General features: G+C 69.8%; 15 protein-coding genes. 8 read left to right on the top strand and 7 right to left on the bottom strand.

Annotation, left to right across the window (positions count from 1 at the left end; translation table 11 throughout):
• Positions 1 to 3 precede the first annotated feature (3 nt).
• From A9X04_RS28310 to A9X04_RS28300, 3 genes are read left to right on the top strand one after another with little or no spacing between them, the layout of a single operon-like run.
• Complete coding sequence (locus A9X04_RS28310) at positions 4 to 474, top strand: SRPBCC family protein (RefSeq protein WP_067928195.1); 471 nt, start codon at positions 4 to 6, stop codon at positions 472 to 474.
• Positions 475 to 493: 19 nt separating this feature from the next.
• Positions 494 to 1,378, top strand: a complete 885-nt coding sequence (locus A9X04_RS28305) for a class II glutamine amidotransferase (protein ID WP_067928192.1) — start codon at positions 494 to 496, stop codon at positions 1,376 to 1,378.
• A gap of 30 nt (positions 1,379 to 1,408) precedes the next feature.
• The gene (locus A9X04_RS28300; protein WP_067928189.1) at positions 1,409 to 2,278 is read left to right on the top strand and encodes a patatin-like phospholipase family protein; all 870 of its coding nucleotides are present in this window, start codon (positions 1,409 to 1,411) and stop codon (positions 2,276 to 2,278) included.
• A 37-nt stretch (positions 2,279 to 2,315) separates the two neighbouring features.
• Here A9X04_RS28300 and A9X04_RS28295 read toward each other — a convergent pair whose 3' ends face one another.
• Together A9X04_RS28295 and A9X04_RS28290 are read right to left on the bottom strand one after the other, a co-directional pair.
• Complete coding sequence (locus A9X04_RS28295; RefSeq protein ID WP_156764576.1) at positions 2,316 to 3,410, bottom strand: patatin-like phospholipase family protein; 1,095 nt, start codon at positions 3,408 to 3,410, stop codon at positions 2,316 to 2,318.
• 92 nt (positions 3,411 to 3,502) lie between these two features.
• Positions 3,503 to 3,946: a lipoprotein LpqV gene (locus A9X04_RS28290; RefSeq protein ID WP_369807555.1), complete on the bottom strand. Its 444-nt coding sequence runs from the start codon at positions 3,944 to 3,946 to the stop codon at positions 3,503 to 3,505.
• A gap of 113 nt (positions 3,947 to 4,059) precedes the next feature.
• Here A9X04_RS28290 and A9X04_RS28285 point away from each other — a divergent pair, with 113 nt between their 5' ends.
• Both A9X04_RS28285 and A9X04_RS28280 read left to right on the top strand, forming a co-directional pair.
• A complete protein-coding gene (locus A9X04_RS28285; protein ID WP_231985840.1) occupies positions 4,060 to 4,653 on the top strand; it encodes a cysteine dioxygenase family protein in 594 nt (197 codons plus the stop codon).
• Positions 4,653 to 5,102 carry a rhodanese-like domain-containing protein gene (locus A9X04_RS28280; RefSeq protein WP_067928182.1) on the top strand — a complete coding sequence of 150 codons (450 nt, stop codon included), beginning with the start codon at positions 4,653 to 4,655 and terminating at the stop codon, positions 5,100 to 5,102. Before A9X04_RS28285 ends, A9X04_RS28280 begins: the two co-directional genes overlap by 1 nt.
• On the opposite strand, the gene A9X04_RS28275 is transcribed toward A9X04_RS28280, so the two are convergent.
• From A9X04_RS28275 to A9X04_RS28265, 3 genes are read right to left on the bottom strand one after another with little or no spacing between them, the layout of a single operon-like run.
• Positions 5,103 to 6,869, bottom strand: a complete 1,767-nt coding sequence (locus A9X04_RS28275; RefSeq protein WP_067928179.1) for an alpha/beta-hydrolase family protein — start codon at positions 6,867 to 6,869, stop codon at positions 5,103 to 5,105. It abuts the gene before it with no gap.
• A gap of 7 nt (positions 6,870 to 6,876) precedes the next feature.
• A complete protein-coding gene (locus A9X04_RS28270) occupies positions 6,877 to 7,668 on the bottom strand; it encodes an enoyl-CoA hydratase (RefSeq protein WP_067928176.1) in 792 nt (263 codons plus the stop codon).
• A gap of 14 nt (positions 7,669 to 7,682) precedes the next feature.
• Positions 7,683 to 8,720: an enoyl-CoA hydratase/isomerase family protein gene (locus tag A9X04_RS28265; protein ID WP_067928276.1), complete on the bottom strand. Its 1,038-nt coding sequence runs from the start codon at positions 8,718 to 8,720 to the stop codon at positions 7,683 to 7,685.
• Between the two features lie 204 nt (positions 8,721 to 8,924).
• On the opposite strand from A9X04_RS28265, the gene A9X04_RS28260 reads away from it, so the two are divergent.
• On the top strand, positions 8,925 to 9,776 hold the full coding sequence (locus A9X04_RS28260) for a Bax inhibitor-1/YccA family protein (RefSeq protein WP_067928173.1): 852 nt from the start codon (positions 8,925 to 8,927) through the stop codon (positions 9,774 to 9,776).
• A gap of 141 nt (positions 9,777 to 9,917) precedes the next feature.
• Here the strand turns inward: A9X04_RS28260 and A9X04_RS28255 are convergent, their stop codons facing one another.
• On the bottom strand, positions 9,918 to 11,135 hold the full coding sequence (locus A9X04_RS28255; RefSeq protein ID WP_067928170.1) for an acetyl-CoA C-acetyltransferase: 1,218 nt from the start codon (positions 11,133 to 11,135) through the stop codon (positions 9,918 to 9,920).
• 89 nt (positions 11,136 to 11,224) lie between these two features.
• Entirely contained in the window at positions 11,225 to 12,187 is a 963-nt protein-coding gene (locus A9X04_RS28250) for an SGNH/GDSL hydrolase family protein (protein WP_102420134.1), read from the bottom strand.
• Positions 12,188 to 12,430: 243 nt separating this feature from the next.
• Here A9X04_RS28250 and A9X04_RS28245 point away from each other — a divergent pair, with 243 nt between their 5' ends.
• The gene (locus A9X04_RS28245; protein ID WP_067928166.1) at positions 12,431 to 13,498 is read left to right on the top strand and encodes an alpha/beta hydrolase fold domain-containing protein; all 1,068 of its coding nucleotides are present in this window, start codon (positions 12,431 to 12,433) and stop codon (positions 13,496 to 13,498) included.
• 69 nt (positions 13,499 to 13,567) lie between these two features.
• The gene (locus A9X04_RS28240) at positions 13,568 to 14,974 is read left to right on the top strand and encodes a cystathionine beta-synthase (protein WP_067928164.1); all 1,407 of its coding nucleotides are present in this window, start codon (positions 13,568 to 13,570) and stop codon (positions 14,972 to 14,974) included.
• Positions 14,975 to 15,174 lie beyond the last annotated feature (200 nt).

The following is a 15,174-nucleotide window of genomic DNA, read 5'->3' as shown; positions in this document are numbered from 1 at the left end:
CCGATGACCCAGCCCCTCGTCGTCGAGCAATCGCGCGTGGTGCCCGTCGCGCAGGACGCGGCGTTCCACGGCACGCTGCCCGTCTCCCTTCCGGAGATCTTCGGCCGCTGGTACGGCCCGATCCCGCCGATCAGGGAGGTGCGGGACCAGACCGGCGACTGGGACACCGCGGGCCGGAGCCGCACGATCATGTTGGTCGGCGGTAGCGCGCGGGAAGACTTGACCAGTGTCGACGCGCCGCGATCGTTCGGTTACCGGCTCACCGGAATCCACGGGCCGATGGCGCTCCTGGTCGGTTCGGTCACCGGCGAGTGGACCTTCACCCCGGCCGGCGACGGCACCGAGATCACCTGGCGCTGGACCATTTACCCCAAGTCGCCGCTGTCCGCGCCGGGCCTGCCACTGTTCGGGATGCTGTGGAAGCGCTACGCGCGGCGAGCGTTACAGGACCTCGCCCAGGTGCTGACCCGCTGAAGCTGGGTACCGTGCCGGTATGTGCCGACTATTCGGGCTGCACGCCGGGACGGACGTATGCACCGCGACCTTCTGGTTGCTGGGCGCCCCCGACAGCCTCGCCCAACAGAGCAGGAGGAATCCGGACGGGACCGGCCTGGGGGTCTTCGACCGCCGGGGCCGCCCGCAGCTGGACAAGCAGCCCATGGCGGCCTGGGAGGACGCCGCGTTCGCCACCGAAGCGCACGAGCTGACCGGCACCACGTTCATCGCGCATGTGCGTTACGCGACGACCGGTTCGCTCGACGTCCGCAACACCCACCCGTTCCTGCAGGACGGCCGGATTTTCGCGCACAACGGCGTCCTGGAGGGCCTGGACATCCTCGAGGAGCGGCTGCGCGCGGTCGGCATCGACGAACTGGTCCTGGGCGACACCGATTCCGAGCGGGTGTTCGCGTTGGTCACCGCCTCGATCCGGGCGCTCGACGGTGACGTGACCGCGGGTCTGGTCGATGCTATGACATGGCTTGCGGCCAATGTGCCGATCTATGCGGTCAACGTGCTGCTGAGCACGGCCACCGACATGTGGGCGCTGCGGTACCCGGACACCCATGAGCTCTACGTCCTGGACCGGTCCGGCGAGGCCCCCGCCCAAGCCCCGAAATTCGACATGCGCACCAAGCGAATCAACGCGCGATCGGAACACCTGTGCACCCGCCCGTCGGTGGTGTTCGCCACCGAACGCATGGACGACGACCCCCGCTGGCGTCTGCTCGAGCCCGGTGAGCTGGTCCACGTCGACGCCGGCCTGCGTGTCGAGCGCACGGTGATCCTGCCCCACCCGCCCGCGCATCAGCTCCGCCGGGCCGAACTGAGCGCGCCGGTCCACGACGCGCAACACGCGGTGCCGAGCGCTCAGAGTTAGCCCGATGCCGGCCTGGCAGAGTGGGTGGGCATGGCAACCAGACGGGCGCTTGTGCTGGCGGGCGGTGGGATAGCGGGAATTGCCTGGGAGACAGGTGTTTTGCGCGGCATCGCCGACGAGTCGCCCGCGGCGGCCGGGCTGTTGCTGGATTCGGACGTGCTGGTGGGGACCTCGGCCGGCTCGACGGTCGCCGCGCAGATCGGCAGTGGGAGCACGCTCGACGCGCTGTTCGGCCGGCAGGTCGCCGAAGCGTCGGCCGAGATCGATTCCGGGGTGGACGTCGACACCATCACCGGGATGTTCCTGGCGGCCCTGGCGGAGCCCTACGCCGACGGGTCGGACAAGACGCGGCAGCAGCTGCAGCGGATCGGTGCGGTGGCGCTGGCGGCCGAAACCGTTCCGCCACCGCTGCGCCGGCAGGTCATCGCCCAGCGCCTGCCGTCGCACGACTGGCCCGACCGGACGCTGCGGATCACGGCCATCGACGTAAGCACCGGCGAATTGGTCGTCTTCGATCGCGAGTCCGGCGTCGACCTCGTCGACGCGGTGGCGGCCAGCTGCGCGGTGCCCGGCGCATGGCCGCCGGTGGCGATCGGGGGTCGACGCTACATGGACGGCGGCGTCGCCAGCTCGGTCAACCTCGGCGTGGCCGGTGATTGCGACGCGGCGGTTGTCTTGGTGCCCTCGGGCGCGGACGCGCCCTCGCCGTTCGGCGCCGGGCCTGCCGCGGAGATCTCCGCCTTTCCCGGCGCAACGTTCGCGGTGTTCGCCGACCCGGGCTCGGTGGCGGCCTTCGGACCCAATCCGCTGGACCCGAAGTGCCGCGTCACCTCGGCGCTGGCCGGACGCGAACAAGGCCGCCGCGAAGCCCCGGCCGTCGCGCGGTTCCTCGGCGTCTGATCGAGCCGGGGTTGAATCGTGTGCGGCAGAAGAATTTTCAGTCTTCGGCTGCGGGGGGCGCGGCGCGGTCGGCCTCGAACGCGTCCAGGGCCTCGTCCGCCAGTGCCCGGCCGACGGTGATGACCTCGGCCGCCCGGTGGAATTCCAGGCCCCGGCAGATCGATCGCGGAACCTCGATCAACAGGTCGGGCGGGTAGGCCGCCAGCGTGTGGCGCGCCAGCGCGGCCTGCGCAATGTCGATCGTCCGGTTCATCACCTCGAAACTGCCCAGCTTCGGGACTTCGGTTGTGGTGTCGGACAATTCGCCGGCCGGATCATCCCCGGCGGCGGCCTCGGCGGCCTCGGCGGCCTCGGCGACGTCGGCGTCGTCCGGCCAGGCGTCCGCTTCCGCGGGGGACACCCCGAATCTGGCAAGCACCGCGCGTGCGGTCGGCCGGTCGAGCAGCGACCGGGCCGCGGAGGTGTCGAGCAGCGAGGAAGTGCTGCGCACCATGCGGTTCAGCCAGTCGGCGGTCGCGCCGGCCTCCCCCTCACGGTTGGCGATCGCCTCACTGCCGGACAGGCTCACCGCGATGGTCACGTCCGCGTTGACCGCCGAGAGGGGTGCCATCGGCAGCGGGTCCAGGATTCCGCCGTCGGCCAGCAGGCGCCCGTCGAGTTCGTGGGGCGCGATCACGCCCGGTATGGCGATGGAGGCGCGGATCGCCGCGTCGACGGGGCCGCGCTGAAACCACACCGACTTGCCGGCCAAGAGGTCGGTCGCCACGGCGGTGAAGGGGATCGGCAGCTGCTCGATGGCGACCGGGCCGAGAATGTCGCGCACCGCGTCCAGGATCTTCTCGGCCCGCATCACCCCGGCCGCGCTGATCGAGAAGTCCAGCAGCCGCAGGATGGTGCGCTGCGTCAGGGACTTCGCCCACTCGGCGAACTCGTCGCGGCGCCCGGCCGCCTCCAAACCGCCGACCAGTGCGCCCATCGACGAGCCCGCGATGCCCACGATCTCGTACTCCCGGGCGCGCAGCGCCTCGATCACCCCGATGTGGGCGTAGCCGCGGGCCCCGCCGCTGCCCAGCGCCAACGCCACCCGCGTCGGTGATCGGCGCACGCCAACACCGCCCGTTCCATCCGGCATTCCTTCATTCTGCGCGGCGGAGCCGGCCGGCACACCGGCCGGGCCGTCACTTTAGGTACCCGTGAATTCAATCGCGCACGGGTTCGAACGGGCTAGCCGCATTCGTCGTTGGCGGCGGCGCGCGCGGCGGTGATCACGGCCGCCTGCCGGGCCGGCGCCAGATCCGCCCAGCGGGCGTTCCAGCTGCCCGCGGTGCCCGAGGGCGCGGCCTGGACCATCGCCAGATAGGGCTCGAACAGCGACTGATCGGTCCTGGGCTGGGCGTCCATCCACACTTTGGCGGCGTGACAGGCCTGGTAATACTCCTCCTCGGTCGAATTCGCGGGGACGTCGACTCTGGTCGTCACGCCGGAGGGGGAGAGCCCGACGGCGCCCGGCGGCGCCGCGTCGGGGCTACCCGGCACGCCCGCCGGCCGCCCCGGCGGGGAGGCCGGGGTGCGGCTCGGGGCGCCGGCCGAGCACGCTGTGCCCGCGAACACAGCGGCCGCCACGACGAGCGTGCCCCACAGCCGGGGCCGGTGACCGCACCAGCGCACCGACCCAATCTATGCAACACTGGCGGCCGTGATGGAGCGCTTCGGATTTTGCGAGTGTTGTCGGCCGTAACACGCCGCCGCCCGTCCGATCCCGTTTTCCCTGGAGCTCCACGATGTCACTGCCCCTGGCGAGTCCTGTGCCCCTCGCCGCGCCGGCCGCGTTGCGCCCGCGCACCTTCTCGTCCCCGTCGCCGGGCCCGACCCGGTTGCGCGTGCCCGACCTGCTGCACGCCACCGACCGGGCCGCCGACGACGTGCTGAGCGGGCGCTGCGACCACCTGCTGCCGCCGGGCGGGATACCGGAGTCGCGGCGCTGGTTCACCCGCATCCACGGTGACGACGAGCTGGACGTCTGGCTGATCAGCTGGGTTCCCGGCCATCACACCGAACTGCACGATCACGGCGGCTCCCTGGGCGCGTTGACGGTGGTGTCCGGGTCGCTCACCGAATTCCGTTGGGACGGCCGCGTTCTGCGCCAGCGCCGACTGGACGCCGGCGATCAGGCCGGGTTCCCACTGGGCTGGGTGCACGACGTGGTGTGGGCGCCCCGGCCCGTGGCCGTGTCCGTCTCGGGTCCGGTGCGGCCCTCGCTGAGCGTGCATGCCTACTCACCGCCGCTGACCGCGATGTCCTACTACGAGGTCACCGGCCGAAACCGGTTGCGCCGCCAGCGCACCGAACTGACCGATCAACCGGAAGGACCGTGATGAGCCGCATCGACGTCGTGTTGAGATCCGCCCGCCGCCGCTTTCGCCGCCTTCCCGCCGCCGAAGTGCCGGACGCGCTGCGGCGCGGGGCGGTGCTCGTCGACATCCGGCCGCAGGCGCAGCGTTTCCGCGAGGGCGAGATCCCCGGCGCCCTGGTGATCGAACGCAACGTCTTGGAGTGGCGCTGCGACCCGACCAGCGAGGCCAGGCTGCCCGAGGCCGTCGGCGACGACGTCGAGTGGGTCATCGTGTGCTCGGAGGGCTACACCTCCAGCCTCGCGGCGGCCGCGCTGCTGGACATCGGCCTGCACCGCGCCACCGACGTCGTCGGCGGCTACCACGCGCTCGCGGGAGCCGGTGTCCTTGAACAGCTTTCGGGTGCCGCCCCGCTCGACGCCGGCCCGGGAGTGCTCGCCAACTCCGGCACCCCCGGCCGCCGCTGGCTCTAGCTACCCGGTGGAGGTGGCGTCCGAATGGAGCAGTGGCCGCAGCCTGTCGGTCTTCTCCTGCGTCCATCCGGGCGGTGACAGCACCGCCGCCCACCCGTCGGCCGCGTCGGCCACGTAGTGGTGGCCGTGCCCCTGGGGTACGTCGACCGCGACCGCCATGTCGGCCGTGACTTGCAGGAACGTCACCACCGGGATCCAGCGCGTCTCGGGCAGCACGTCATAGCCCCGCCGCTCCCGCAGCCAGTCGGGCTGACTGAACAGCAGGTCGGGGGACCACCAGGCGATCGGATCCGAGGCGTGTTGCAGATAGACCACCCGGGGGTGGTCCCACGGGGCGGTCGGACGGCCCAAATCGGTTGGGCGAGCGACGAAGCGGACGTTCTTGCCGTCGTTGTACACCGGCAGCCACTCCGGGGAACCGGCATCGCGCGTCGACGTCAGGTCGGTCCAGATGGTGTTCTGGAAGGTCGGTCCGCTGAACAGGGCGCCGTCGGTGCGGGCGAGGACGTTGTTGAGGCTCATGAACGGCGCCTCGCCGCCGAACGATCCCAGGCTTTCGCCGAACACGACGAGCTTGGGGCGTTGCGCCTCGGGCATCTGGCGGATCAGGCGGTCGACGGCCTCGAACAGCGCCTGCCCGGCGTGGCGGGCGTTCTCCTTGTCCACCAGGAAGGACAGCCAGCTCGGCAGGAACGAGTACTGCATGCTGACGATCGCGGAGTTGCCGTTGTACATGTACTCGAGCGCGTCGGCCTCCGCCTCGTTGATCCAGCCGGTGCCGGTGGTTGTCGCGACGGCGACGACGGCACGCTGCAGTCCGCCGGTGCGCTGCAGCTCCCGCGCGGCGAGTTCGGCGGTCGCCGTGATCCCGTCTGCCGAGTTCAGCCCGGCGTAGGCCCGGATCGGTTCGGTCGCGGGTGTGCCGTTGAAGGCGGAGAGTTGGGCGACCGTGGGCCCGGCTTCCACGAAGATGCGGCCTTGGTGGCCAAGGGATTCCCACGACGCCAGCGACTCGGGGCCGCCGGAGCGCAGTGGGGTCTTCGGCGGCGCGGTGTCGGGATTCATCTCGTTGTTCGCCGAGGCGAAGGTGTTGTTCATGGTGCGCATGGCGGACTTCAGCACGACACCGTTGAGCAAGGTGATGGTGAGGACCACCAGCAGCGCCACCACGATGGTCGCCGACAGCCGGAACGGCGCGATCCGGTCGACCTGCCCGACCAGGAACCGGACCAGCCACCGGATGAACTGGCCGATTTCGACCAGGGTGAACAGCACCACCAGCGACAGGCCCGCGGCCACCGGGTAGTCGTACCACTGCAGGTGGGCGACGCCCATCAGGTCGCGCACGTTGTCCTGCCACACGTGGAACCAGACGGCCATCAGCACCATGCCCAGCGCACCGATCGGGATCAGCACCTTCCACGCCCAGCGCGGCGGCGGGGGGCTGTGATCCATGGCGCCCATGTAGCGCACCAGCCATACGGCGAAGACGCCCAGCCCGTAGCCGATGGCGCCGGAGATCCCGCTGACCAGCCCCTGAAACAGCGCACCGCGCGGCAGCAGCGACGGCGTCAGAGAGAACCAGATGAAGACGAGACCGACCGTGGTGCCGGTGAATGTGTAGTGGCGGACCCACCAGGGCTTTTCGGTCCACCGGGGGCCGCGAGCCGCCGGGCGGGCTTCGGGTGTGGCTTCCGGAGGTGCGCCCGGTTCGGCCTCCTCGGTGACGGCCGTCGGATTGTTCGTCGCGGGGCCCGGCTCGCTCATCGCAGGCTTACCGGTGGGTGAAGTTCGGAGTGCGCTTCTCGACGAAGGCTGCCATGCCTTCCGTCTGGTCCTCGGTCGCGAAGGTCGAGTGGAACAGCCGGCGTTCGTAGAGAAGTCCTTCGGACAGTGTCGATTCGAACGCGCGGTTGACGGCCTCCTTGGCCATCCGGGACGCCGAGCGGGACATCTGTGAAATCGTGGTGGCGACGGCCTTGGCCTCGGCCAGCAGGTCGTCGGCCGGCACCACGCGCGAAACCAGGCCGCTGCGTTCGGCTTCGGCGGCGTCGATGGTGCGCCCGGTCAGGATGAGATCCATGGCCTTGGCTTTGCCGATGGCGCGGGTCAGGCGCTGTGAGCCGCCCATGCCGGGCAGGACGCCGAGTTTGATCTCCGGCTGCCCGAACTTCGCTGTGTCGGCGGCGATCAGCACGTCGCACATCATGGCGAGCTCACAGCCGCCTCCGAGCGCGTGCCCGGCCACCGCGGCGATGGTCGGGGTCCGCACGGCGGCCAGCTTGGCCCAGGGGGCGAAGAAATCGGCGTCGAACGCGTCGGCGAATGTCAGCGCGGCCATCTCCTTGATGTCGGCGCCGGCGGCGAACGCCTTGGCCGACCCGGTGATGATGATCGCGCCGATGCCGGGATCGTTGTCGAAATCCATTGCCGCGCTGGTCACTTCGTTCATCACCTGGGTGTTCAGCGCGTTCAGCGCCTTGGGCCGGTTCAGGGTGATGGTGCCCACCCGGCCGTCGCGCTCGACCAGGATGGTCTCGTAGTTCCCGGGGGAGGTGTCAGTCATCGCAAATCGCCTTTCTAGAAACGCAAGTCGTCGTCGACGGGTTTGAAGTACGCCTCGACATCGGCCCGGGTCACCTGGGCCAGCGAGGACGGCGACCACTTCGGGTTGCGGTCTTTGTCGATCAGCTGCGCCCGGATGCCCTCCACCAGATCGTGTGATCGCAGCGACGCCGACGAGACCCGATAGTCCTGAACCAGAACGTCTTTGACCGTCTGCAGGTCGGCGGCGCGGCGGACGGCCTCCAGGGTCACCGACAACGAGATCGGCGAGCGGGTGCCGATCAGGTCGGCGGCGTCGTCAGCCGGTCCGGCGTCATGGCCGCGCAGGCTGGCGATGATGTCTTCGACCGTGTCAGCGGCGTAGCATTCGTCGATCCAATCGCGTTGTGCGGCAAGGCTGCTCGGCGGAGGCTCGACGGCATGCTCTGCAAGCGCGCTCTGCACGCCGTCGGCGATGATCGCCCGGGTGAACGCCCCGAGGTCGTCGTGCGGCACGTAGTGGTCGGCGAATCCCATGGCGATGGCGTCGGCTCCGGAAAACGGAGCTCCGGTCAGCGCGGCATGCAGGCCTAGCCCGCCGGGCGCCCGGGACAGCAGGAACATCCCGCCGACATCGGGAATGAATCCGATGCCGACCTCCGGCATCGCGATCTTGGAGGTGTCGGTCACGACGCGGGTGTTCGCGTGCGCGCTGACCCCTACGCCGCCGCCCATCACGATGCCATCCATCAGCGCCACGTAAGGCTTGGCGAAATCGGCGATCTGGGCGTTGAGCAGGTATTCGTCCCGCCAGAACCGCCGCGCCTCGACCCCGTCCTTGCGGGCACTGTGATAGATGGAGACGACGTCGCCACCTGCGCACAGCCCGCGCTCGCCGGCACCGGAGAGCACCACCGCGCCCACCGCGTCGTTCTTCGCCCAGTCGGCGAGCACGGCGCTCAGCGCGTCCACCATCGGTTGGTTGAGCGAGTTGATCGCCTTGGGGCGGTTGAGCGTGATCAGACCGACGTTGCCGTCGATGTGGGTCAGAACCTCATCGGATCCGTCGGTCACGCCCTGGCCTCCCATCGCCGGTCCACCCTCGACGAAAAATCTAGATCGTGACGACCGGCGCGATCCCCGCGGGTAAGGGTTATCTTTAACGCGACCACGGCAGCAAATGCCCCGAGGCCTGGCCAGGTCGACTGGGAACCCGGAGCGGGCGCTGCGCGTTGAGAGTGTGTTCGCACAGCTCGAGCCAATAGAGAGGATCCGACGGTGCGGGAGACAAGCAACCCGGTATTTCGTTCGCTGCCCAAGCAGCGAGGCGGATACGCGCAATTCGGTACGGGCGCGGCCCCCATGCAGGGCTATGGAGCCGACCCCTACGCGGCCCCCTACCAAGCTCCCTACCAGGAGGCCAGGGCTTCGCGTCCGCTGACCATCGACGACGTCGTCACCAAGACCGGCATCACGCTGGCGGTGCTGGCGGTGTCCGCCGTGGTCTCCTACTTCCTGGTGGCGTCCAACCTCGCGCTGGCGATGCCGCTGACCATGGTCGGCGCGCTCGGCGGCCTCGGGCTGGTGCTGGTCGCGACCTTCGGCCGCAAACAGGACAGCCCGGCGATCGTGCTCAGCTACGCCGTCCTCGAAGGCCTCTTCCTGGGCGCCATCTCGTTCGTCTTCGCGAACTTCTCGGTCTCGCACGCCAACGCGGGCGCGCTGATCGGGGAGGCCGTGCTGGGCACCTTCGGGGTGTTCTTCGGCATGCTCGTCGTCTACAAGACGGGCGCGATCCGGGTGACACCCAAGTTCACCCGGATGCTGGTCGCCGCGATGTTCGGCGTCCTGGCCTTGATGCTCGGCAACTTCGTGCTCGCGATGTTCCACGTCAACGGCGGTACGGGCCTGGGCCTGCGCAGCGGCGGAACGGTGGCGATCATTTTCTCGCTGGTGTGCATCGCGATCGCGGCGTTCAGCTTCCTGATCGACTTCGACGCGGCCGACCAGATGGTGCGCGCCGGTGCGCCGGAGAAGGCGGCCTGGGGCATCGCCCTCGGCCTGACCGTGACCCTGGTCTGGCTGTACATCGAGATCCTGCGTCTGCTGAGTTATCTGCAGAACGACTAGTTCTGTTCAACGAAAAGACCGGCACGCCGATCGGCGTGCCGGTCTTTTCGTGTGCGCTGGCGTCGAGTGTGCGCTGCGGGCGGACCCGCTCGGCGTGTCGCCGCCCTGGGCGCAGGCTCGACAGCTAGCTCCGGCGAGGCGTCAGCTGAGCCGCTCGATGATCATCGCCATACCCTGCCCGCCGCCGACGCACATGGTCTCCAGGCCGAACGTCTTGTCGTGGGTCTGCAGGTTGTTGATCAGCGTGGTGGCGATGCGCGCGCCGGTCATGCCGAACGGGTGGCCCAGCGCGATCGCCCCGCCGGACACGTTCAGCTTGTCCTCGTCCATGCCCAGCTCGCGCGCCGAGCCCAGCACCTGAACCGCGAAGGCCTCGTTGATCTCGTACAGGTCGATGTCGTTGATCGACATCCCCGCCCGGGCGAGCGCCTTCTTGCAGGCCTCGATTGGGCCCAGGCCCATGATCTCCGGTGACAGACCGCTGACCCCGGTCGACACGATGCGCGCCAGCGGGGTCAGGCCCAGTTCCTTGGCCTTGGTGTCGCTGGTGATCACCAGCGCGGCGGCGCCGTCGTTCAGGGGGCAGGCGTTGCCGGCGGTCACGGTGCCGTTGGGCCGGAAGACCGGCTTGAGTTCGGAGACCTTCTCGTAGGTGGTTCCGGCGCGGGGGCCGTCATCGGTACTGACGGTGCTGCCGTCGGGCAGGGTCACCGGGGAGATCTCGCGCTCGAAGAAGCCGCTCTTGATCGCCTCCTCGGCGCGGTTCTGGCTGCGCACGCCCCAGTGGTCCTGGTCTTCGCGGCTGATGCCCGTCATGATGGCGACGTTCTCCGCGGTCTGACCCATCGCGATGTAGACGTCGGGCAGGTTGCCGTCGGCGCGGGGGTCGTGCCACTCGTCGGCGCCGGCCGCCGCGGCCTGCGAACGCTCCTGCGCCTCGTCGAACAGCGGGTTCTTGGTGTCGGGCCACGAGTCGGAGTTGCCCTTGCCGAAGCGGGAGACGGTCTCGACGCCCGCGGAGATGAAGGCGTCGCCCTCGCCGGCCTTGATCGCGTGGAAGGCCATCCGGGTGGTCTGCAGCGATGACGAGCAATACCGGTTGACGGTGGTGCCGGGCAGGAAGTCGTAGCCGAGCTCGACGGCGACGACGCGGGCCATGTTGAAGCCGGATTCGCCGCCCGGCAGGCCACAGCCCAGGATGAGGTCGTCGATCTGATGAGGGTTGAGCGCGGGCACCTTGTCCAGCGCGGCCCGCACCATCTGGGCGGCCAGGTCGTCGGGCCGCATGGAGACCAGCGACCCCTTCATCGCGCGGCCGATCGGCGAGCGGGCGGTTGAGACAATGACGGCTTCAGGCATGACGGTTCCCTTCAAATCCCTTCCGGATTCCGACGAGCTCGCTATCTGAAAAACGGGTGGTGGCTCCACGCCGACGGGCTAGCTCGAATCTAGTCGGTGCCCACCAGGGGGTACGACGACGGGGCGGGTCCCGGCACGGGGCGCCGCCAGAGCCGCGACATCACGCTGGTTCGGGTGTGGCGCTGGCCGAGGACCGGCTCGGTCGTCGATGCCGCCAGGTCCATCGGCGGTATGTCGACCTTCTCGCCCAGCGCCTCGCACAGCGCGCGCAGCAGCGCGTCGGCGGCGATCGCGTATGCCGGGGCGGACGGGTGGAAGCCGTCCGGGGAGAACATCACGTGGGGCGTGGACCGGAACTGCGGGGTCATCAGCTGTCCCAGCGGTACCGGCATGCCGCCGGCGGACCGCACCGCCGCGGCTTGGGCACGCGCAAGTTGGGAACAACGCTCGTGCGCGAGCGAACGCAGCGGCTGGGGGATGGCGGTGATCACCCCGAGATCCGGACAGGTGCCGGCGATCACCACGGCGCCGCGGGCGCGCAGTTTGCGAACGCTCAACCCGAGTCGCTGGGCCGACTGGCTGACGCCGTTGAGGGCGGTCACATCGTTGGCGCCGACCATGATGACCGCCGCGTCGGGCGGGGCGCCCGCCACGAACATCGCATCCACTTGGCCGCAAACGCCTTTCGACGTGGCGCCGACGATGGCCTTGGTGCTCAGCCGGATCCGCTTGCCGGTCTGCTCGGCGAGGCCCCGCGCGATGCGCACCCCCGGCACTTCCTCGGCGCTGATGCACCCGTAGCCGGCGGCCGTCGAGTCGCCGAAGATCATCAGGCTCAGGTCGAAGGGCACGCCGCGGTGCCACCGCTGCACCGGCCCGCCGCCGCGGGTGTACACGCCGTCGGCGCGCGGGGGGATGTCCCACGCCTTGGGAATGACGGTGCGCGCGTGCGTCGCCTGGCCGACGAGCAGGTTTCGCGCCCCCAGGTAGGCAGTTCCCGTCGAGGCGAGTGCACCCGCTGTGGCCAGAGCGATCGCCGAACGACGTGGCAGCCGCATGGTCACGGAAGCCAGTTTAGTTCGGCTCGCTTGTTTGCGGGGTCGGCTGACCAACAATCCGGTCACGGCGGGAAACGAATTGGTATCGAATCGGGCTTTTCCGACGTTGTCGTAAAAAATGCCTGTCACCCTGATCCCCAGGGGTTGGCTGAGCGCCTCGAGCAAACGGCTGAACCAGACGCTTGGCCGCCTCGTCACATGCTGTATCGCACTACAAAGGCGTAGGAAGTGTTGAGCATGAGCGCACCCGGCAAGGTATCCGGCTGGCCCCAGAATGCCGTACGCCCCCACGACGTGCTGAGGGCCCGCAGGGCCAAGACCCGCAAGTTCGCGATGAGCGACGGCACGCCGGTCGAAGTCCTCGAATCCGGGCCCAGCGTTGCCGCGCGGCTGGCCAACCTGACGTCGCGGATCACCGTCCGGCCGGTGCTGTCCGTCGGCAGCCATGTGCCGAACTTCCCCTGGCCCTGGGGCCTCATCGACCTGGCCGCCCGGGCGGTGCTGCCGGTGTCGGCCACCGTCCGCGAAACCGTGAAGCTGCCCAACGCCTCGGCGCAGTTGGTGCGCGCACCCGGCGTGCTGCCGGCCGACGGCACCCGCCGGGTGGTCGTCTACTTCCACGGCGGCGCCTTCTTGACGTGCGGGGCGAACTCCCACGGCCGGCTGGTCGAAGCGCTGTCGAACTTCGCCGACGCACCCGTCCTGGTGGTCAATTACCGGCTGCTGCCCAAGCACTCGATCGGGATGGCCCTCGACGATTGCCACGACGGCTACCAATGGCTGCGGCTGCGGGGATACCAGCCGGATCAGATCGTGCTCGCCGGCGACTCCGCGGGCGGTTACCTGGCGCTCGCGCTCGCGCAACGCCTCCAGGAGGAAGACGAGGAACCCGCCGCCCTCGTGATGATCTCGCCGCTGTTGCAGCTGGCCAAGGAATACAAGCAGGCGCACCCCAACATCGACACCGACGCGATGTTCTCCGCCCGGGCGTTCGACGCGCTCGCCGAGCTGGTCGCCAGCGCGGCGCGGAAGCGCACGATCGCCGGCAAACCCGAAGAGGTCTACGAGCCGCTGGAGCACATCAAACCGGGCCTGCCGCGGACCCTGATCCACGTCTCGGGCTCCGAGGTGCTGCTGCACGACGCGCGGCTGGCGGCGAGCCGGTTGGCGGCGGTCGGCGTGCCGGCCGAGGTGCGGGTGTGGCCCGGCCAGGTTCACGACTTTCAGCTGGCGGCACCGGTGGTGCCGGAGGCGGCCCGGTCGCTTCGCCAGATCGGCGACTACATCCGCGAGGCCACCGGCTAGCGCAACCGCCGTGGGCGCCGAGGGGAAGCACGTCGTGCACCCCCGAGGGGTGCCTGAGACGATGAACGCATGCGGATTGCCCAGCACATCAGTGAGCTCATCGGCGGCACGCCGCTGGTACGCCTGAACTCCGTCGTCCCCGAGGGCGCCGGGACCGTGGCGGCCAAAGTCGAGTACCTCAACCCCGGGGGGAGCTCGAAGGACCGGATCGCGGTGCGGATGATCGACGCCGCCGAAGCGGGCGGACTCCTGAAGCCGGGCGGCACCATCGTCGAACCCACCTCCGGCAACACCGGCGTCGGGCTTGCGCTGGTGGCTCAGCAGCGCGGCTACAAATGCGTGTTCGTCTGCCCCGACAAGGTCGGCGAGGACAAGCGCAACGTGCTGCTCGCCTACGGCGCCGAGGTGGTCGTCTGCCCGACCGCGGTGCCGCCCGAGCACCCGGACAGCTACTACAGCGTCTCCGACCGGCTGACCCGCGAAATCGACGGTGCGTGGAAGCCCGACCAGTACGCCAACCCGGAGGGCCCGGCCAGCCACTACGCCACCACCGGCCCGGAGATCTGGGCCGACACCGACGGCAAGGTCACCCACTTCGTCGCCGGCATCGGCACCGGCGGCACCATCACCGGCGCCGGCCGCTACCTGAAGGAAGTGTCCGGCGGAGCGGTGCGCATCATCGGCGCGGACCCCGAGGGGTCGGTGTATTCCGGCGGCACCGGCCGGCCCTACCTGGTCGAGGGCGTCGGCGAGGATTTCTGGCCGGACGCGTACGACCGCACGGTGCCCGACCAGATCATCGCGGTCTCCGACTCGGACTCGTTCAACATGACCAGGCGGCTGGCCCGCGAGGAGGCGATGCTGGTCGGGGGGTCGTGCGGGATGGCGGTGGTGGCCGCGCTCAAGGTCGCCGAGGAGGCCGGGCCCGACGCGCTCGTCGTGGTCCTGCTGCCCGACGGCGGGCGCGGGTACATGGCGAAGATCTTCAACGACGCCTGGATGTCGTCGTACGGGTTCCTGCGCAGCCGTCTCGACGGGTCGACCGAGCAGGCCAGGGTGGGCGACGTGCTGCGCCGCAAATCGGGCGAGCTGCCCGACCTGGTTCACACCCATCCGTCCGAGACCGTGCGCGACGCCATCGGCATCCTGCGCGAGTACGGGGTGTCCCAGATGCCCGTGGTCGGCGCCGAGCCGCCGGTGATGGCCGGAGAGGTGGCGGGCAGCGTCTCCGAGCGCGAACTCCTGTCCGCGGTCTTCGAGGGCCGCGCCAAACTGGCCGACGCCGTTTCGTTGCACATGAGCCCGCCGCTGCCGATGATCGGCGCGGGGGAGCTGGTCAGTGCGGCCGGCAAGGCGCTGCGCGACTGGGACGCGTTGATGGTGGTCGAGGAGGGCAAACCGGTCGGGGTGATCACCCGATACGACCTGCTGGGCTTCCTCTCGGAGGCGCCTCGTGGACCAGCGGGGCGTCGCTAGCGAGTCTCGCCCGGCCGCCGCGCGCTCAGGTACTGTAATGCGGCCTGGCTCAGCTGGTCCGTAGTGGAAGGGGTGCCCATGACCGATCAACCGCCGCCCGGCGGCACAAATCCGCCACCTCACCCGTCGCCCGAGTCAACGGGTGGGCAGGAAACCCCGCCCCCTCCGTCCGCACCCGCCGGCGGTTCGTACCCGCCTCC

It is taken from the genome of Mycobacterium sp. E3247 (assembly GCF_001667785.1).
Lineage (GTDB): Bacteria > Actinomycetota > Actinomycetes > Mycobacteriales > Mycobacteriaceae > Mycobacterium.
This window is presented reverse-complemented; position numbering and strand designations above follow the sequence as displayed.

What these genes read in the sequence shown, in the direction of transcription:
- A9X04_RS28310 (WP_067928195.1), top strand. Translation starts at nt 4, where the DNA reads ATGACCCAGCCCCTCGTCGTCGAGCAATCGCGCGTGGTGCCCGTCGCG.
- A9X04_RS28305 (WP_067928192.1), top strand. Translation starts at nt 494, where the DNA reads ATGTGCCGACTATTCGGGCTGCACGCCGGGACGGACGTATGCACCGCG.
- A9X04_RS28300 (WP_067928189.1), top strand. Translation starts at nt 1,409, where the DNA reads ATGGCAACCAGACGGGCGCTTGTGCTGGCGGGCGGTGGGATAGCGGGA.
- A9X04_RS28295 (WP_156764576.1), bottom strand. Translation starts at nt 3,410, where the DNA reads ATGCCGGATGGAACGGGCGGTGTTGGCGTGCGCCGATCACCGACGCGG.
- A9X04_RS28285 (WP_231985840.1), top strand. Translation starts at nt 4,060, where the DNA reads ATGTCACTGCCCCTGGCGAGTCCTGTGCCCCTCGCCGCGCCGGCCGCG.
- A9X04_RS28280 (WP_067928182.1), top strand. Translation starts at nt 4,653, where the DNA reads ATGAGCCGCATCGACGTCGTGTTGAGATCCGCCCGCCGCCGCTTTCGC.
- A9X04_RS28275 (WP_067928179.1), bottom strand. Translation starts at nt 6,869, where the DNA reads ATGAGCGAGCCGGGCCCCGCGACGAACAATCCGACGGCCGTCACCGAG.
- A9X04_RS28270 (WP_067928176.1), bottom strand. Translation starts at nt 7,668, where the DNA reads ATGACTGACACCTCCCCCGGGAACTACGAGACCATCCTGGTCGAGCGC.
- A9X04_RS28255 (WP_067928170.1), bottom strand. Translation starts at nt 11,135, where the DNA reads ATGCCTGAAGCCGTCATTGTCTCAACCGCCCGCTCGCCGATCGGCCGC.
- A9X04_RS28245 (WP_067928166.1), top strand. Translation starts at nt 12,431, where the DNA reads ATGAGCGCACCCGGCAAGGTATCCGGCTGGCCCCAGAATGCCGTACGC.
- A9X04_RS28240 (WP_067928164.1), top strand. Translation starts at nt 13,568, where the DNA reads ATGCGGATTGCCCAGCACATCAGTGAGCTCATCGGCGGCACGCCGCTG.